Origin of the sequence: Stutzerimonas stutzeri (assembly GCF_024448715.1) — a bacterium.
GTDB classification, from domain to species: Bacteria; Pseudomonadota; Gammaproteobacteria; order Pseudomonadales; family Pseudomonadaceae; genus Stutzerimonas; species Stutzerimonas stutzeri_AR.
In genome coordinates this window covers 257,319-272,696 of record NZ_JAMOHZ010000001.1, presented here as the reverse complement: position 1 = coordinate 272,696, position 15,378 = coordinate 257,319, and the positions used below count along the sequence as shown (strand labels likewise).

Genomic DNA, 15,378 nt, shown 5'->3' with positions numbered 1-15,378 from the left:
TGGCAACTCTTGATAATGCTGTGCAGGACGATGGAACGCCGCGGCCGTCCGGAGCCAGTGGGTCCGGAGCGTGCCGCGATGTGGTTCAGGCTTCTTTCTTGGCCCGCGGTGCGCGAGTCTTTTTCACGCCTTCCGGAGTGCCTTCGGCGGCGTCGGTTCCGGCCGCGGGCTTGGGACGCGCGCTACCTTTAGCCGCGGCGGCTGCCTTGGCGGGTTTGACATCCTTGGCCTCCTTAGCGTCTTTCGCCGGTTTGGCTGCCTTGGCAGGTTTGGCTGCAGGTGTCGCATCAGTCGGTTTGGTGGCGGCCTTGCGGGCGCGGCTCGCGGGCTTGGCAGTCGACGCGCCGTTTTCTGCCTCGACAAGTTTGCGTGCCATCTCCCAATGACGTTCGCCCTGGCCCTCAGGGCGGCCCTCCGATACCCAGATGTCGTACGCGAATTCGCGGATGCGCTGCTCGTCTTTATTCATCGTTCTGATTCTCCTGTTGAACTGATTGATACCTGTAAAAGTGCCAAGGGCAGATGCTGCAAAACCTCTGTCGCACTCAGACCCGCTTGTTTGGGTGTGACTGTCATTCCGTCAAAAAGTCGCTCCAGCGCATGACCGCTCAGCGCATCGGGCATTTGCACGCGGGTGTCGCCCCAGCGCTCTGCCGGGATTTGTGGCGTACGACTGTCGCCGAGTAGACCGCTTGCAAGCCGCGCGGCGATAACAATCAGCCAAGTCCCATCCAGTTCGCGCGCGAAGGCGATCAGCTGATCGGCGTGCTCGCCTTCGACCTTCAAAGGCAGATAACGTCCTTCGGTGAACAGGCGCGGTTGGGCACGGCGCAACCTCAAGGTACGAGCGACCAGCCATTGCTTGATGCGACCGTCTTGCCAGCTCGCTAGCAGCTCGGCCGGCTGCGCCTGCAAATTGAAGGTGGCGCGACGCCGGTCGAAATCCACCGGGCGGCGATTGTCCGGATCGACCAGACTGAAGTCCCAGTAATCGGTACCCTGATAGAGATCCGGCACGCCGGGCGTCGTCATCCGCAGCAGCGCTTGGGTCAGGCTGTTCAAGGCCCCGGCCGGCGCCAGCTCGGCCGCGGCAGCGGCGATATCGGCGCGTAGCGTCCTGCACTCATCACCAAGCAGTAACGCCCGCAGATATTGCTGGCAGGCGCCTTCGTAATCGCCGTGGGGGTCTGTCCAGGTGCTGCGCAGCTTGGCTTCGCGGATCGCCTTTTCCTGCCATTTGATAATGCGCTCGCAGAACCCCTCCATGGCGTCGCGATCGTCCGCCGCGAGGTCCAGCGGCCAGCAGCTGACCAGAATCTGGAACAACAGCATCTCGTCGCCGGCCGAAGGAGCCGGGCCTTCGGCCAGCTCCTGGCGCTGACCGTACGCGAGCTGCCGCCAATGGCGCACCTTGGTGGCGAACCACTCGGCGCGCTCGCTGATTACCGTCATGCGAGCGCGGGTGTCTTCGCCGCGTTTGTGGTCGTGTGTCGCGGTGGTCAGCAGATTGCGCGGAAAGTGCTCGGCGCGATCCAGGCATTCGGTATGAAAAGCATCGACCGGCGCGCTGAACGTCTGCGGATCGAAGCCGACATCGTTGCGTGACAGCAGTGCGCCGGACCGATAGCAGGCGGTGTCTTCCACCGCCTTGGCAGCGGCGGGCGAAGTAAGCTGTTGGAAACGCGTGCAGGCGTAGCGGCGAATTCGCCGTGCCGGACCTGGTGGCAACGAACGCAGGCTTTCGCCGCCGAGCCAGCGGTCGAGTAGATCCAGTAAGGGCCAGTCCGCCTCGCCCAAGGTGGTGCGGGCACCAGCCAAAGCTTGTTGGAAAAACGGCTCGTCGGCTTCGCGGCGTCCGTGCGCGCCAATATAGGTGCGGTACACCGGGAAATGAACGATCAGCTCCAGCAGCGCCCGGCGGATCGCGCCGAGGGTGATATCCCGCGTCATCACGTCGTAGCGAGCAACCTGCAGCAGGGCTTGTGCAACGGTTTCAAAATCGCCTGCCAATGGCCCGGTCAGAACGAGTTGGCGCGCCTGACGAACTTCTTCCATGAAATCAGACGGGCGCTCCGCCGTTTCACTCCAGAGCGAGCAGAGCACCGATTTACCGGCCGGATCGTGCTGCAGCAGCGAGACCTGATTCATGAATTCATAGCCGGTGGTGCCGTCTACGCCCCAGTCGTCATGCAAATGCTCGCCACCAGCGAGGATCTTCTCGACATAGATCGGCACATGGTCTTGGGCCGCTTCGGCGGGGCGCGCGGCGTTGAGACGGTCGACCCGACGACGCAGCTGGCGGCAGTAACCGCGTGGGTTGGCCAGGCCATCGACATGGTCGATTCGTAACCCATCGACCAAGCCTTCGCTGATCAGCTCGAAAATCTTGGCGTGGGTTTCCTCGAACACAACCGGCCGCTCGACGCGCAGACCGCCCAGCTCGTTGATGTCGAAGAAACGACGCCAGTTGATATCGTCGCCCGCCGTACGCCAGCTGGCGAGGCGGTAATTCTGTCGTTCGAGTAGAGCGTGCAGGCGTTTGAAGCCTTCCTCAGTGGTGGAGTCGTAGTGCTTGAGCGCGTCTTCGAGGACCTGCCGGGTAGCGTCGTCCTTGAGCAGACGAGCCAGATCCGCGCGCAACTGGCGCGCGGTCTGGTAGGCCGCTGGCTCGGTTTTCAACGCATCGAAGTGCTGCGCCAGTGTGCGCAGCTCAGCACTGTCGGTCAGCCGCAGAATCTCGCCGTAGCTGGGCGGGGTAATCGGGAAGCGGTGTTCGTAATGCTCGGCGTAGAGCGCGCCGTTTTCGACGTCTAGCCGCAGTGGGATCTTGCCCTCCTGCAGCGCCTCGCCGTAGTCGCTACCGAGGAATGGAACCAGCAGCTGGCCTTCGAGCAGCGGGTCGGGCGAATTCCACTGAATATCGAAGAATTGCGCGTAAGGGCTGCGGCGGCCCCATTCGAGCACATCCAGCCACCAGGGATTACCGGAGCCGCCAACCGCCATGTGGTTGGAGACGATATCGAGGATCAGCCCCATGCCCTTGGCGCGCAGTGCATCGACCAGACGGCGGAGGGCGGGTTCGCCGCCTAGTTCGGGATTGATGCGCGTTGGGTCGATGACGTCATAACCGTGCATTGAGCCAGGGCGTGCGGTTAGCAGAGGCGAGGCGTAAAGGTGACTGATCCCAAGGTCGGCGAAGTAATCGACCAACGCGGTGGCATCGTCGAGGGTGAAATCGCGATGGAACTGCAATCGCAGCGTGGCGCTAAGGTCTCTCATCGATGTTCGCTTCCAATGGCCTGCTTGCGGGCGTCGGCGAGAATTTTCAAACGGCGGGCACAGGCAGGGTCGTCAAGCAATGATGCGCTGTCGCCGGGATAGCGGCGGCGCCAGTTGGGGTGGGTGTCGACGATGCCAGGCATGTTCGGCTGTTCCAGCAGGCACAGCGCATCTTCGATCGGAAACAACACCAGCGGTGCCGGCGTACGCCCGAGGAATGCTGCGCAGGCATTGGCCAATACCTCGGGATCGGCAAGGTCGCCCTGGATGTCCGGTGCGTATTCGCGCAGCAGGCGAAGCAGGCCCGCACGCTCGCGCTCGCGCTCTTCAAGCTGCTTGGGGCGCTCATGCTCCTGATGCTGGCCGACGCGGATACGCCAGTCGATGTCGTGGCACTGCCACCAGCCGTGGATGGTCGGCAAGTCATGGGTGGTGGAGGTCGCCAGTGCGCTGCGCGGCCACTGCATCGGCGACTTGAAATTGCCATGGTTGTCGCGCTCGAAGAACAGCACGCGCATGCCTAGCAATCCACGTGCTGCGAGCTTTTCGCGTAAACCTTCGGGCACGGTACCCAGATCTTCACCCAGAACCACTGCATTGCGCCGCCAGGCTTCCAACGACAGCAGCCGCAGCAGGTCGTCGAAGGGGTAGTTGAGGTAGACGCCTTCCGTAGGCCCGGCACCTGCGGGCATTACCCATAGGCGCATCAGGCCCATGACATGGTCGATACGCATGCCGCCTGCGTGAGCGAGATTGGCCCGTACCATCTCGATGAAAGCGCGGTAGCCGTTGGCTTTGAGTCCCCAGGGCGAAAAGGCGGAAATGCCCCAGTTTTGCCCTTGGCGATTGATGATATCGGGCGGCGCACCGACACTCAGCGCCGCCAATACTTCCTCCTGGCGGCTCCAGGCTTGACTGCCGCCACCGTCGGCACCCACCGCCAAGTCGCTGATCAGGCCAATCTTCATGCCCGCGCTGCGCGCGGCGGTCTGGGCGCGTTCGAGGCCGCGCGCGATCAACCATTGGCAAAAAGCGTAGTAACTCACTTCGTTGGCATGTTCTTTAGCAAATTGCTCAACCGCGGGACTTTGCGGCGTGCGGTATTCCTCCGGCCAGTCGCGCCAATGTTGCGGGTAACCTTCGGGGCTGAGCAGGTTGGCGTGCAGGGCCTCGAAGCGGCAATGGTTTTCCAGTGCTTCGCCGCCTGCCTGGCGGAAGCTGTCGAAGTCCGCCTGCTGGGCATTACCGCCCGTGGCGAAGTCGTCATAGAGGGTGCGCAACAGGCATTGGCGGGCTTTGGACACCGCCTCCCAATCGATCAGCTCCAGCTTTTCGAGGCGCTGCAGCTCTTCAGCCAGGCCGCATGAGTCGATGGCAATGCGCAGCGGCGTGTCGCCGAGTATTGCCTCCGGTGCGCTGTGCAGAACGTTGTAGAACAGCCGACTCGAGGGCGAATAGGGGCTGTATTGGCTGCTGTTACCGGTAAACATCGCGTGAACCGGGCTGATGCCCAACGCATCGGCACCGTGCGCAGCGGCGTTGCGCGCCATGGCTTCGAGCGCCAACGTGTCGCCCAGCCCGCCGTCGCCGGGACGGCGCAGGCCGTAGAGCTGCACGGTAAGGCCCCAGGCGTTAGGGCCGGCCACGTCCTCGACACTGGGGCAAGCGTGAGGCGCAACTGCGAGCGTAATGTGCTGACCGGCTATTTCCAGACGGTGATAGCCCGGCACATCGATCACAGCAAGGCGCGCCTGCTCATCGAGCGTCCCGTTGTCACGATGCCCATCTTCCAGTTCCAGGCTGTAGCGCGTGGACGGCTCGAAATATTGACCTAACTCCAAGGCGACGCCCTGGTCGAGCGTCAGTAACGGAGGCAGGCTAGACGCGCTGTCGCCAGCCTTGAGCTTCTCTAGGCTGCGTTCGATTTCGGCGTCGCTGTCGGCGTTCAGCCCCAACCCGTTAAGCACTGCGTGCAGGACGTCAGAAGTCACCCGCTGGTCGCGGCCGTCGGCATCGACCCAATCGATGGACAGGCCAGCCGCCTGGGCAAGGCGGTTTAGTCGTTCATCGCTCATTCATCTCTCCAGTACGTCGGTCAGGTACATCGTTCAGGCACATCCTGGCGGTGCGCGCCGGCAGCTTGTTCGGGCTCTGTTCAGCGCCGCTTTGGCGGCTGCTATGCAGCAATCGTGCTTCAGCAGAAGCAGGCGTAATGACGATATCGTTGCTGCTCAGATTGAGTTCCAGACGCAGCTCGCTGCCGTCGCCCAGCTGCCAACGCGCCAGTGCTGCGGCTTCGCCGAGCGCTTCGGCGCCGAGAAAGCGCGAGCCGTCCAACCGTGGCACGAGCACCTCGTGACGGATTTTCAGAAGTTGGCGATACAAGGCCAGCCATTCGGCGTGCTCGGGCTGATCGAACTTGCTGAAGTCGGGCTTGGATGCCTCGAAAGTTGCCACCGCGTTCGGGTCGGGAATGCGTTCACGGGTGGTTTCGTCAGCGAATTCGGCAAATTCCGCGAACTCGCCGCGACGACCTTCACGCACCGCATCGGCCAGCTCGCCGTGATGGCTGGTGAAAAACAGGAACGGCTCGCGCGCTCCCCATTCCTCGCCCATGAACAGCAGCGGAATCATCGGTGAGAGCAACAGAACGGCGGTCGCTGCCTTCAAGGCATCGGGATCGGTGAGGCCGATCAGCCGATCACCAAACGCGCGATTGCCGGTTTGGTCATGGTTCTGCAGAAACAGCACGAATGACGTTGGGGAGAGATGCCCGCTGGGCTCGCCACGCGATTCGCCGCGGCGGTTTTGGTGGCCTTGATAGATGAAGCCTTCACCGAGAAAGCGGACCAGCTTGTTGGTCGAGTCCTGATGGTAATCGGCGTAGTAGCCTTGGCTTTCGTCGGTCAGCAGCGTATGCAGAATGTTGTGACCGTCATCGTCCCACTGCGCGGTAAAACCTTGGGTAAGCAGGCTGGAGCGGTTGTCTTCGTTCTCCAACACCAAGTGCACATGGCGTCCGGGTTCCGCTTCGGCGCGTACGCGCTCGGCCAGTTCGGTGAGGAAGGTGCGATCAGGAATGGCGTGGACGGCATCCATGCGCAGGCCGTCGAAACGGTATTCCATCAGCCACATCAGTGCATTGTCGATGAAGAAGTCGCGCACCTCGCGGCGGCGGAAATCGATGGCGTCGCCCCATGGCGTCTGCTGATCGTGACGGAAGAAGTGCTTGGCGTAACGGTGCAGGTAATTGCCGTCCGGCCCGAAGTGGTTGTAGACCACATCGATGAAGACCATCAGGCCAAGACCGTGCGCGGTGTCGATCAAATGCTTGAGCTGTTCGGGCGTCCCGTAGGAAGCCTCGGGCGCATAAAGCAGCACGCCGTCATAGCCCCAGTTGCGATCACCGGGAAATTCGGCAAGCGGCATCAGCTCGATGGCGGTAACGCCGAGCTCGGCCAATGCTTGTAGACGTTGCTCGATTTGCGCATAGCCGCCGTAAGCCCCGACATGCAGTTCGTAGAGAACGGTTTGGTGCCAAGGCCGGCCCAGCCAGTCGCGGTTGCGCCATTGATAGGCGTCGGGATCGACGACCACGCTGGGGTCATGTATGTCGCCTGACTGCGCGCGCGACGCAGGGTCAGGCACTTGCAATTCATTGTCGATGAGAAAGCTGTAACGCGTACCGGCTCCAGCCTCCGCCTCGATGCTGTACCAGTCATCTTCACCTTCGTGCATGGGCAGCGCCTCGCTGCCGTCTAGCACCAGGCTTACGCTTTGCGCGTCGGGTGCCCAGAGCCTGAACCGGGTACGGGAATCATCGAGTAACACCGGTCCGTGTTGCCCATTGCGGGCAGGCCTGCTTTGCATTGATCGACCTCGTTAGAAAGTGACAGTGGCCTGGCTCCGCTCGCCCAGCAACCGGTGGTACAACCGGTCATAGGGTTCGATCGCGTGACGCCAGAAGAAACCGCCGCTCATGGCGCGGCAGCGCATCGCATTGAGCAGCTGTGGTTTCTCGTAAATCGCCAGGGCGCGCTCCACTGCGTAGCGGTAGCTGTCCAGCGTGGCCTCGTTGAACAGGAAACCGGTGACGCCGTCGTCGATGCTGTCGGCCAGGCCACCCGTGCGGTGGGCAATCGGCAGCGATGCGAAGCGCTGTGCATACATCTGGCTCAGCCCGCACGGCTCGTAACGCGAAGGCATGAGCAGAAAATCACTCCCGGCGAACAGCCGCCGCGCATCGGTCTCGTTGAAGCCGATATGCGCGCCCACCCGACCGGGAAAGCGTTCGGTGAGCCGACGTACATCATCTTCGATGTGCGAGTCGCCGCGCCCGAGGATGGCCAATTGTCCGCCGCGCTGAACGATCGTCTCGGCGACTTCAACGGTCAGGTCAATGCCTTTTTGATGCACTAACCGGGACACCACCGCGAACAGCGGTCCGGCGCCTTGCTCAAGGCCGAACAGCTCACGAATATGCGCGGCATTGGCGGCTTTACCCGCCCAGTCGCGGGACCGGAACTGGCTAACCAAATGTGGGCAGCTCTGTGGCTCCCAGCTCTCGTCGATACCGTTCAGAAGCCCGCTGAGCAGACCCTGGCGCGCCTTCATGGCGAGGAAGCCTTCCATGCCACAACCAAACGCCGGGGTAGTGATTTCCTGGGCGTAGGTCGCGCTGACGGTGGTGACGTGGCTGGCGTAGGCAATGCCGGCCTTGAGCAGCGACAGCGCGCCGTAAAACTCCATCCGCTCCGGGCCGCAGGCTTCCAGAGGAATGCCCAGTTTGCGGCGCAGGCTCATGTCGATGTTGCCCTGGTAAGCCAGGTTGTGGATGGTGAAGATGCTCGGTGTGTTCAAGCCGCGCCAATGCATGTAGGCCGGCGTCAGCCCGGTCGGCCAGTCATGGGCATGCACCAGATCGGGGATCCAGCGGATGCAAGCCGTACCAGCGGCGATGTCCGCTGCGGCCATGCACAGACGGGCGAAGCGTATCGGGTTATCCGGCCAATCGTGGCCCTGCTCATCGCCATAAGGCAGACCGTCGCGCTCGTAAAGTTCCGGGCAGATCAGCACGTAAATGATCAGACCATCGTGCATGTCGAGACGACCAATCCTGCACGACGGTAGGTCGCCATGGGACAGAACGCTGCCAACGATGCGAATCGGCTCGCCGCATTGCATGACTTGGTTGTAACCCGGGATCAACACCCGCACATCATGGAGATCGCCCAACGCCCTGGGCAGGGCCGCCGACACATCGGCGAGACCGCCCGTTTTGACCAGATCGGTCAGCTCGGAGGTGACGAATAAAATGTTCTTCTTGTCGTTCTGAGTGCTGCGTAGTTGCAGCAACGGCCGCTCGGAAGGCGACATCAGACGTTCGGTAGTGTTCAAGCGGACAGGCCGGGCATTCACAGCTGCAATACTCATAAGCAATTTCCCCAAAGACCGGCGCCTACGCCAAGGTCAATTACGAGCACATATTCCCAACACAGCGCCAATCTGAGCGCTGCAAACCATGAGCACGGCAACACTGATTTTTCTTGTTCGGACCCGCTGATTTCGCGGCATAGGGCTACTGTGGCCCTACCTTGAAAAAAGACCGAACGACCATGAATTAGTTCTCAAATTCCGATGGAATCCATTGCCGGGAACTTTGCCGGAAAAGGCCGGCTCGGAAATCTGACTCAACAGTGTTGTTTTCAAGCCGCAAGTTGGAGCTGAAACCATGCAAGACCTCGCTGAAATCGTACGATTTCTACGTGACAAACAACTGAAGTTGACCACTGCCGAATCCTGCACGTGTGGCCTGATGGCTTCGCTGTTGGGCGACATCCCAGGTTGCGGCCAAGTGCTGGACAGCGGGTTCGTCGTGTATTCGCCAAAAGCCAAGAACCGATTGCTCAACGTCAGCTTCGAAACCATCGAGACCTTCGGACTGACCAGCGAGGAAGTCGCTACCGAGATGGCTATCGGGGCACTGAACGCAAGCGTCACGGATATCGCCATTGCCAACACCGGAGTCGCCGACGACAGCGAGGAAGATGCCGGCGGAACTCAGTGCTACGCCTTTGCACTGATGCAAGGCGAGCGCCAGGTGAGTATCAGCGAGACGGTTCAGTTCGAAGGGGACCGTGTGGAAATTCGCAAACAGGCGGCACGCTATGGGCTGGAGCAGCTGCCGGAAAAATACGAACAGTTGCTGCGCAAACTTGCCGAACACAGCTGAACGCAGCGCTGGACCACGCACCGGGCCGCAGCTAACGCATCGTGCATTTTGTTACGGCGAAACCTGACGTCTCGCCACGACCATTACACGGGTGGCTGGCGCTCAGGCTCCACATGCTCCGGCACCGAATGATCGATGCTGGGTTTCTGCCCGACGCTCAGGTCCGCACGCAGCTGTGGCAGGCATTTCGGGAACTGTCGCTGGATGAATCCGATCAGGTTCTCGCGCAGGTGGCAGCGCAAATCCCAGTTGCGGGAAGAGTCCGGCGAGCTGACAAGCACGCGGAGCTGGATCGACTTTTCACTGGTATCGGTCACCTGCAGCACGATGACCCGACCATCCCAGAGCTCCGGCACTTCCTGGCAGAGCCGGCGCAGTTCTTCGCGCAGCGGCTCCAGCGGCAGCGAATAATCGACCCAGAAAAATACCGAGCCGATGATGCTGGAATTACGCCGCGTCCAGTTCTGAAACGGCTTCTCGATGAAATATTGCAGCGGAACGACCAGCCGACGATCGTCCCAAATACGCACGATGACATAGGTGCCGGTGATCTCCTCGATGCGTCCCCATTCGTTCTCGACAATCACCACGTCGTCCAGGCGGATCGGCTGGGTAATCGCGATCTGGATTCCGGCAATCAGGTTGGCAAGTACTGGCCGCGCGGCGAAACCTACAGCCAAACCAGCAAGACCTGCAGACGCGAGCAGGCTGGCGCCAAACTGACGGGCTGCTGGAAAAGTCATCAGCATGCCGGCAGCGCCGATCAGCAGGATGAAAAAACTCAGGGTGCGCAGTAGCACCCGCGATTGCGTCTGGATCTGCCTGGCACGCAGGTTGTCGATCACATCCACCGGATTTTTCAGCCGCACCGCCTGTTCAACGCCACGCAACAGACGCAGAGCCAGCCAGGTGAAGCAGGCAATGATCAGTAACGTGGTGACGCGTCGCGCGGCGCCTATCAACGCGAGTTCATCGCTAGCGGTGGAGAGCACAGTTTGTAAGCCGAGCAGCGGCAGCAAGACCCGGATGGGTTTTTCGAGCTGTTCGGAGACTGCCTTGGTAAACAGGAAACCGCGAGCCAATCGCAGCATTACAGCTGTCAGCACACGGCTGAACACGCTCAGCAGGACCACGACAAAAGATGCAGCCAGCAGCGTGCGCAGTGCCGGCTCGGTTATGTAGTTCTCCCATTGCAGGAAAAAGTCGAGGATTTCGATAAGCCAACTCCGCATCCAAAGGTTGCATCAGTGACTGGCAGCCTCTGTGCAAAGTTCAGGGTCGGCGTGCAGCCAGTCGGATGGGCGGAACTCCCCGCGATGGCTCCTCTCACATCAACAAGGGGGCGAGAAGCCCTGCTCGCATCCAATCCATCTGGAGAACCGACATGCAAAGTGCACAGACCGGAAACGACGTCCGCATCGAACGATTGATCGAATGGCTGCGCGATGCTCACGCCATGGAAGCGCAAGCCGAATCCATGCTCAGCAAGCAGGCCAGCCGCATTGAGCACTATCCCGAGTTGAAGGCGCGCATCGAGCAGCACATTACCGAAACCCAGAACCAGGCCAAGCTGATCGAAACCTGCCTGCAGCGCTACGACAAATCCTACTCGGGCTTCAAGGACCTTGGCGGCAAGATGATGGCGATGGGCCAGGCCATGGGCGGCATGATGGTCAGCGATGAGATCGTCAAAGGCGCCCAGATGGGTTATGTCTTCGAAAACCTGGAAATCGCCTCCTACGAAATCCTGATTGCGGCCGCAGAAGCGGTTGGCGATACCCAGACGAAGGAAATCTGCACTCGCATTCTGGCTGAAGAGGTCGCGATGGCTGATTGGATGCGCAGTCACCTTGCCGAACTGACCCAGGCTTATCTAACCCGCGCGCAAACGCCGAATGTGGAAGCCAAGCGCTGATTGTGAAATGCGTCGTCAGAAAGGGCCGCTAGCGCTCGGAGATTTTGGCGCAACCCGCAGCGGAGGCCATGCCGCTGCGGGTTGCGTAGAGTTCGAAGCGCAGTTCCTGAGCGAGCCGTACCAGGTTAGCGGCATCGCGGCACTGCTCGTCGGTGATGCCGAAAACCGTCAGCTCTTCACCGTCGTGATGTTCTTCGTAGAGCCGCACGGTGACGCGGCTGTCTTGCTGGGCATGACAGTCACAACGAAAGGGCTGAAGGTAGTTACGAAGGATGTTCTCTATCGTCAGCAGAGGTAGACGTGAACTCATGACCCTTCCTCCTATCGTGCGTCCAGACTCGGCGAGATTACTCGCACCCATATTCCGCCGCTTTGAATTCGCGGCATCTTTCAACGCTAGCAGGACCTGCCCGGTTGTAAATACCGTTTTGTCGCCGCTCGGCAGAAGAACCTCCAGCGGCCAAACCTGCGCCGTTGCGCTTCGCAGCGCAGTTTCGACGAGCAGACGCGGCGGCAGTATTCAACCGTAACGGCCCGACCGTGAATGCATCGCGACGGGTGACAGCCACAGAGGAACCAACGATGAAAAAAATAACGACACTGATATTCGCGAGCCTCATGGCGACATCGGCGTTCGCTCAATGGCCCGCCGGTACACCCGAAGACGAGCGGGGCGCGCGTCCTAGCCCGATGGGTAATCCTGCGCCGCAGGAAACCTTGGATACCCACAAGGACAGTCAGGGCCGCACGGTTACCGAAGACGGCGACCCGGTTGCCACCCCGCCGCAGACCGAAGGCGAATCCGATCCTGACGCGCAGGACCCATCGGTGAGTCCGGGCCGCCACTCCAGCCACGGTGGCCCGACTGATCCGGCATCCGATCCGGGCAATCTGGAATAACCCCGTCGGGAACTCAGGAGCGTCACCATGGCCCTCGACGAATACAACCGAAAGCGCGATTTTGCCGCAACTCCCGAGCCGGGCGGTAAGTCTCAAACGAGATCCAAGCGAGCCAAGAGCGCGTTGCAATACTGCATTCAGAAGCACGATGCGACGCGGCTGCACTACGATTTTCGACTGGAGCTCGACGGCACGCTGAAGAGCTGGGCTGTTCCCAAGGGCCCATCGCTGGATCCGAAGTCCCGTCGTTTGGCGGTACACGTCGAAGACCACCCGCTGGAATACGCCACGTTCGAGGGCAGCATTCCGGCAGGCCATTACGGCGCTGGCGATGTGATCGTCTGGGATCGTGGCGTGTGGATTCCTCAAGGTGATCCGCAGGAGGGCTATCGCAAGGGCAAGCTCAAATTCACTTTGGAAGGAGAAAAGCTCAGCGGCACCTGGAACCTGGTGCGCACTCGAATGGACGGCGGCAAGGAGCAGTGGTTTCTAATCAAGTCGAACGACGAGGCGGCGCGTCCCGAGCAGGAATACGACATTGTCGAGGCGCTGCCAGACAGCGTACTCAGCGATCGCACATTGATTCCGCGCAAACGCGGCAAGGCGAAAATCGAAGTCGCCGCCAAGCCGGTCAAGACGCCCGTCAAAAAGCAGAGCCGCAAGCAGGAGCCGCGGGCGACGCTATCGGGCGCCAAACCTGCGCCATTGCCCGACAGCATCAAACCGCAGCTGGCTACCTTGGTCGAATCGGTGCCCGACGGCGATTGGTACTACGAGGTCAAATTCGACGGTTACCGGATCATGGCGCGCATCGAGTCCGGCAAGGTGCAACTCTTTACCCGCAACGGCCACGACTGGACGGCCAAGATGCCGCAGCAAGCCGAGGCGCTCGCGGCGCTTGGGTTGGAATCGGCCTGGCTCGACGGTGAAGTGGTCGTGCCAAACGAGGAGGGCACGCCAGACTTCCAAGCGTTGCAAAACGCCTTTGAGATCGGGCGCAGTGGCAGCATCGTCTATTACCTGTTCGACATGCCTTATCTGAACGGCATGGACTTGCGCGAGGTCCCGCTGGAAGAACGCCGCGCGGCTTTAAGCCAGACACTGGAAACCAACGATAGCGAGCTGTTGCGGTTTTCCGCTGACTTCACCGAGCAACCGGAAAGCGTCCTGGAAAGCGCCTGCCAGATGAAACTGGAAGGGCTGATTGGTAAGCGCGCAGGCAGCACGTACGTTTCCAAACGCAGCAGTAGCTGGGTGAAGATCAAATGCAAGAATCGGCAGGAATTCATCATTGTCGGCTTCACCGATCCCAAGGGCGCGCGCAGTGGTTTCGGTGCATTGCTATTGGGGCTGCATAACGACAAGGGCGAACTGCACTACGCCGGCAAAGTTGGCACGGGCTTTAACCAGATCACCTTGAAAAGCTTGCATGCCAAGCTGAAAAAACTAGAAGCCGACAAAAGTCCGCTGGCCAAGGCGCCGCCGGCTGCGGATGTCCGAGGTGCGCACTGGCTCAAGCCAGAATTGATGTGTGAAGTCGCCTATGCCGAGATGACCCGGCAGGGTGTGATTCGCCATTCGGTGTTTCACGGCCTGCGTTCGGATAAACCCGCGCAGGCGATCACCCATGAGCGGCCTGCGAAGGCAGCAAAGGCAGCGGCGCCCCGCAAATCCACGGCCAGCGCGTCGAACAGCGCCGGCAAGATCAAGATTTCCAATCCCGAGCGCATCATCGACAAGTCGATCGGCGCCACCAAAATTGAGCTGGCCCGGTTCTACGCCGAAGTTGCGCCTTGGGCCTTACCACATTTGCGTCAGCGCCCACTGGCGTTGGTCCGTGCGCCGGAAGGCATCGAGGGGGAGCTGTTTTTTCAGAAGCACACCGAGAAGCTGAGCATTCCGCATATCACTCAGCTGGACACGGCGCTGTTTCCCAAGCATGCGGCGCTGATGACCATCGACAGCGTAGAGGCGCTGGTCAGCGCGGCGCAGATGGGCACCATTGAGCTGCACACCTGGAATGCCGTGGCGCCCGTGCTCGATCATCCCGACCGATTCGTGCTGGACCTCGACCCGGACCCTGCGCTGCCGTGGAAGCGCATGGTCGAAGCGACTCAGCTGACCCAGACGTTGCTCGATGAAATCGGCTTGCAGTCCTACCTCAAAACCAGCGGTGGTAAGGGTCTGCACATACTGGTGCCACTCGAGCCGGTCCATAGCTGGGCCGAAGCGAAGGCCTTTAGCCAGGCCATCGCGCAGTACATGGCGAAGCTGCTGCCACAGCATTTCTCGGCGGTGAGCGGCCCGAAGAATCGAGTCGGCAAAATCTTCATCGACTACCTACGCAATAGCCAGGGCGCCAGCACCGTTGCCGCCTACTCGGTCCGAGCGCGCGAAGGACTCTCGGTGTCAGTGCCAATCCACCGTGATGAGCTGGCCGATCTCAAGGGCGCGAACCTCTGGACCATCCGCAATCTTATGCAGCGATTGGAAGAGCAGGGTGACGACGACCCTTGGGCCGGTATCGACGAGACGGGACAAACGATCACAGAGGAAATGCGCGAGCGACTCGGGATGAAATAATTGCTCCAGTGGTGGGATGATCAGTAATCGCTGCAATCCGCGCCTTGACGCAGGTAGCTCATCACGTGGGTTTCGCCTTTGGAATCCAGGTAAGTCATCTTGGCTTCGACCACGGCACAACCGCCATTCGGCACTTCCATCGAAATGACTTTTGCGACGTCCAAATCATCGCCGTATTGGTACGGCACCGCCTGCGGCGCGGCATTGGCCAGTTGAGCGAACAGGGAAATACCGGCAATCCAGAATAGATTTTTCATAGTGACCTCTTCGTGAGTTGAGGCGCGCCAGAGGCATCGGGCGTGCACTCGGAATAAAACGGGCTGCCAACGAGGGAGGCAGCCGAAAGGGACACGCGTCGAACGACCCAAAGGAGTAATCATCGAACGACGGGCGGCGGGATGGTGATCAGCCGCCGTCATGCCTCTGAAACAAATAGTAAAGTTTGGCGGGTACCGGAAAAATAGCGGCT

12 protein-coding genes are annotated in these 15,378 nt (G+C 60.7%); 4 read left to right on the top strand and 8 right to left on the bottom strand.

Annotation, left to right across the window (positions count from 1 at the left end; translation table 11 throughout):
- Positions 1–85: 85 nt before the first annotated feature.
- Genes NAV33_RS01200 through glgA form a run of 5 tightly spaced genes read right to left on the bottom strand, consistent with a single transcriptional unit; the run spans position 86 to position 8,712 of the window.
- Positions 86–469 (bottom strand): DUF2934 domain-containing protein, encoded by a 384-nt coding sequence (locus tag NAV33_RS01200; RefSeq protein ID WP_255976081.1) that lies wholly within the window; start codon positions 467–469, stop codon positions 86–88.
- A complete protein-coding gene (locus tag NAV33_RS01195) occupies positions 466–3,279 on the bottom strand; it encodes a malto-oligosyltrehalose synthase (protein WP_255976079.1) in 2,814 nt (937 codons plus the stop codon). The genes NAV33_RS01200 and NAV33_RS01195 overlap by 4 nt, the downstream gene beginning before the upstream one ends.
- The gene (gene malQ, locus NAV33_RS01190) at positions 3,276–5,354 is read right to left on the bottom strand and encodes a 4-alpha-glucanotransferase (RefSeq protein ID WP_255976077.1); all 2,079 of its coding nucleotides are present in this window, start codon (positions 5,352–5,354) and stop codon (positions 3,276–3,278) included. Before malQ ends, NAV33_RS01195 begins: the two co-directional genes overlap by 4 nt.
- Positions 5,344–7,149 (bottom strand): malto-oligosyltrehalose trehalohydrolase, encoded by a 1,806-nt coding sequence (treZ, locus tag NAV33_RS01185; RefSeq protein ID WP_255976075.1) that lies wholly within the window; start codon positions 7,147–7,149, stop codon positions 5,344–5,346. The genes malQ and treZ overlap by 11 nt, the downstream gene beginning before the upstream one ends.
- Before the next feature lie 12 nt (positions 7,150–7,161).
- Entirely contained in the window at positions 7,162–8,712 is a 1,551-nt protein-coding gene (gene glgA, locus NAV33_RS01180; RefSeq protein WP_255976073.1) for a glycogen synthase GlgA, read from the bottom strand.
- Positions 8,713–9,010: 298 nt separating this feature from the next.
- On the opposite strand from glgA, the gene NAV33_RS01175 reads away from it, so the two are divergent.
- Positions 9,011–9,511, top strand: a complete 501-nt coding sequence (locus NAV33_RS01175) for a CinA family protein (protein ID WP_255976071.1) — start codon at positions 9,011–9,013, stop codon at positions 9,509–9,511.
- Between the two features lie 83 nt (positions 9,512–9,594).
- Here NAV33_RS01175 and NAV33_RS01170 read toward each other — a convergent pair whose 3' ends face one another.
- Complete coding sequence (locus NAV33_RS01170) at positions 9,595–10,707, bottom strand: mechanosensitive ion channel family protein (RefSeq protein WP_255976969.1); 1,113 nt, start codon at positions 10,705–10,707, stop codon at positions 9,595–9,597.
- Positions 10,708–10,895: 188 nt separating this feature from the next.
- Between NAV33_RS01170 and NAV33_RS01165 the strand changes: the two genes are divergently transcribed.
- Positions 10,896–11,426, top strand: a complete 531-nt coding sequence (locus NAV33_RS01165) for a ferritin-like domain-containing protein (protein WP_255976069.1) — start codon at positions 10,896–10,898, stop codon at positions 11,424–11,426.
- Positions 11,427–11,454: 28 nt separating this feature from the next.
- Here the strand turns inward: NAV33_RS01165 and NAV33_RS01160 are convergent, their stop codons facing one another.
- Positions 11,455–11,736, bottom strand: coding sequence for a DUF1652 domain-containing protein (locus NAV33_RS01160; protein WP_255976067.1), 282 nt, complete (start codon positions 11,734–11,736; stop codon positions 11,455–11,457).
- Positions 11,737–12,008: 272 nt separating this feature from the next.
- Here NAV33_RS01160 and NAV33_RS01155 point away from each other — a divergent pair, with 272 nt between their 5' ends.
- On the top strand, positions 12,009–12,326 hold the full coding sequence (locus tag NAV33_RS01155) for a hypothetical protein (protein ID WP_255976065.1): 318 nt from the start codon (positions 12,009–12,011) through the stop codon (positions 12,324–12,326).
- 27 nt (positions 12,327–12,353) lie between these two features.
- Positions 12,354–14,909 (top strand): DNA ligase D, encoded by a 2,556-nt coding sequence (gene ligD, locus NAV33_RS01150; protein ID WP_255976063.1) that lies wholly within the window; start codon positions 12,354–12,356, stop codon positions 14,907–14,909.
- Positions 14,910–14,929: 20 nt separating this feature from the next.
- On the opposite strand, the gene NAV33_RS01145 is transcribed toward ligD, so the two are convergent.
- Positions 14,930–15,166 carry a DUF2790 domain-containing protein gene (locus tag NAV33_RS01145; RefSeq protein WP_255976061.1) on the bottom strand — a complete coding sequence of 79 codons (237 nt, stop codon included), beginning with the start codon at positions 15,164–15,166 and terminating at the stop codon, positions 14,930–14,932.
- Positions 15,167–15,378: the final 212 nt, after the last annotated feature.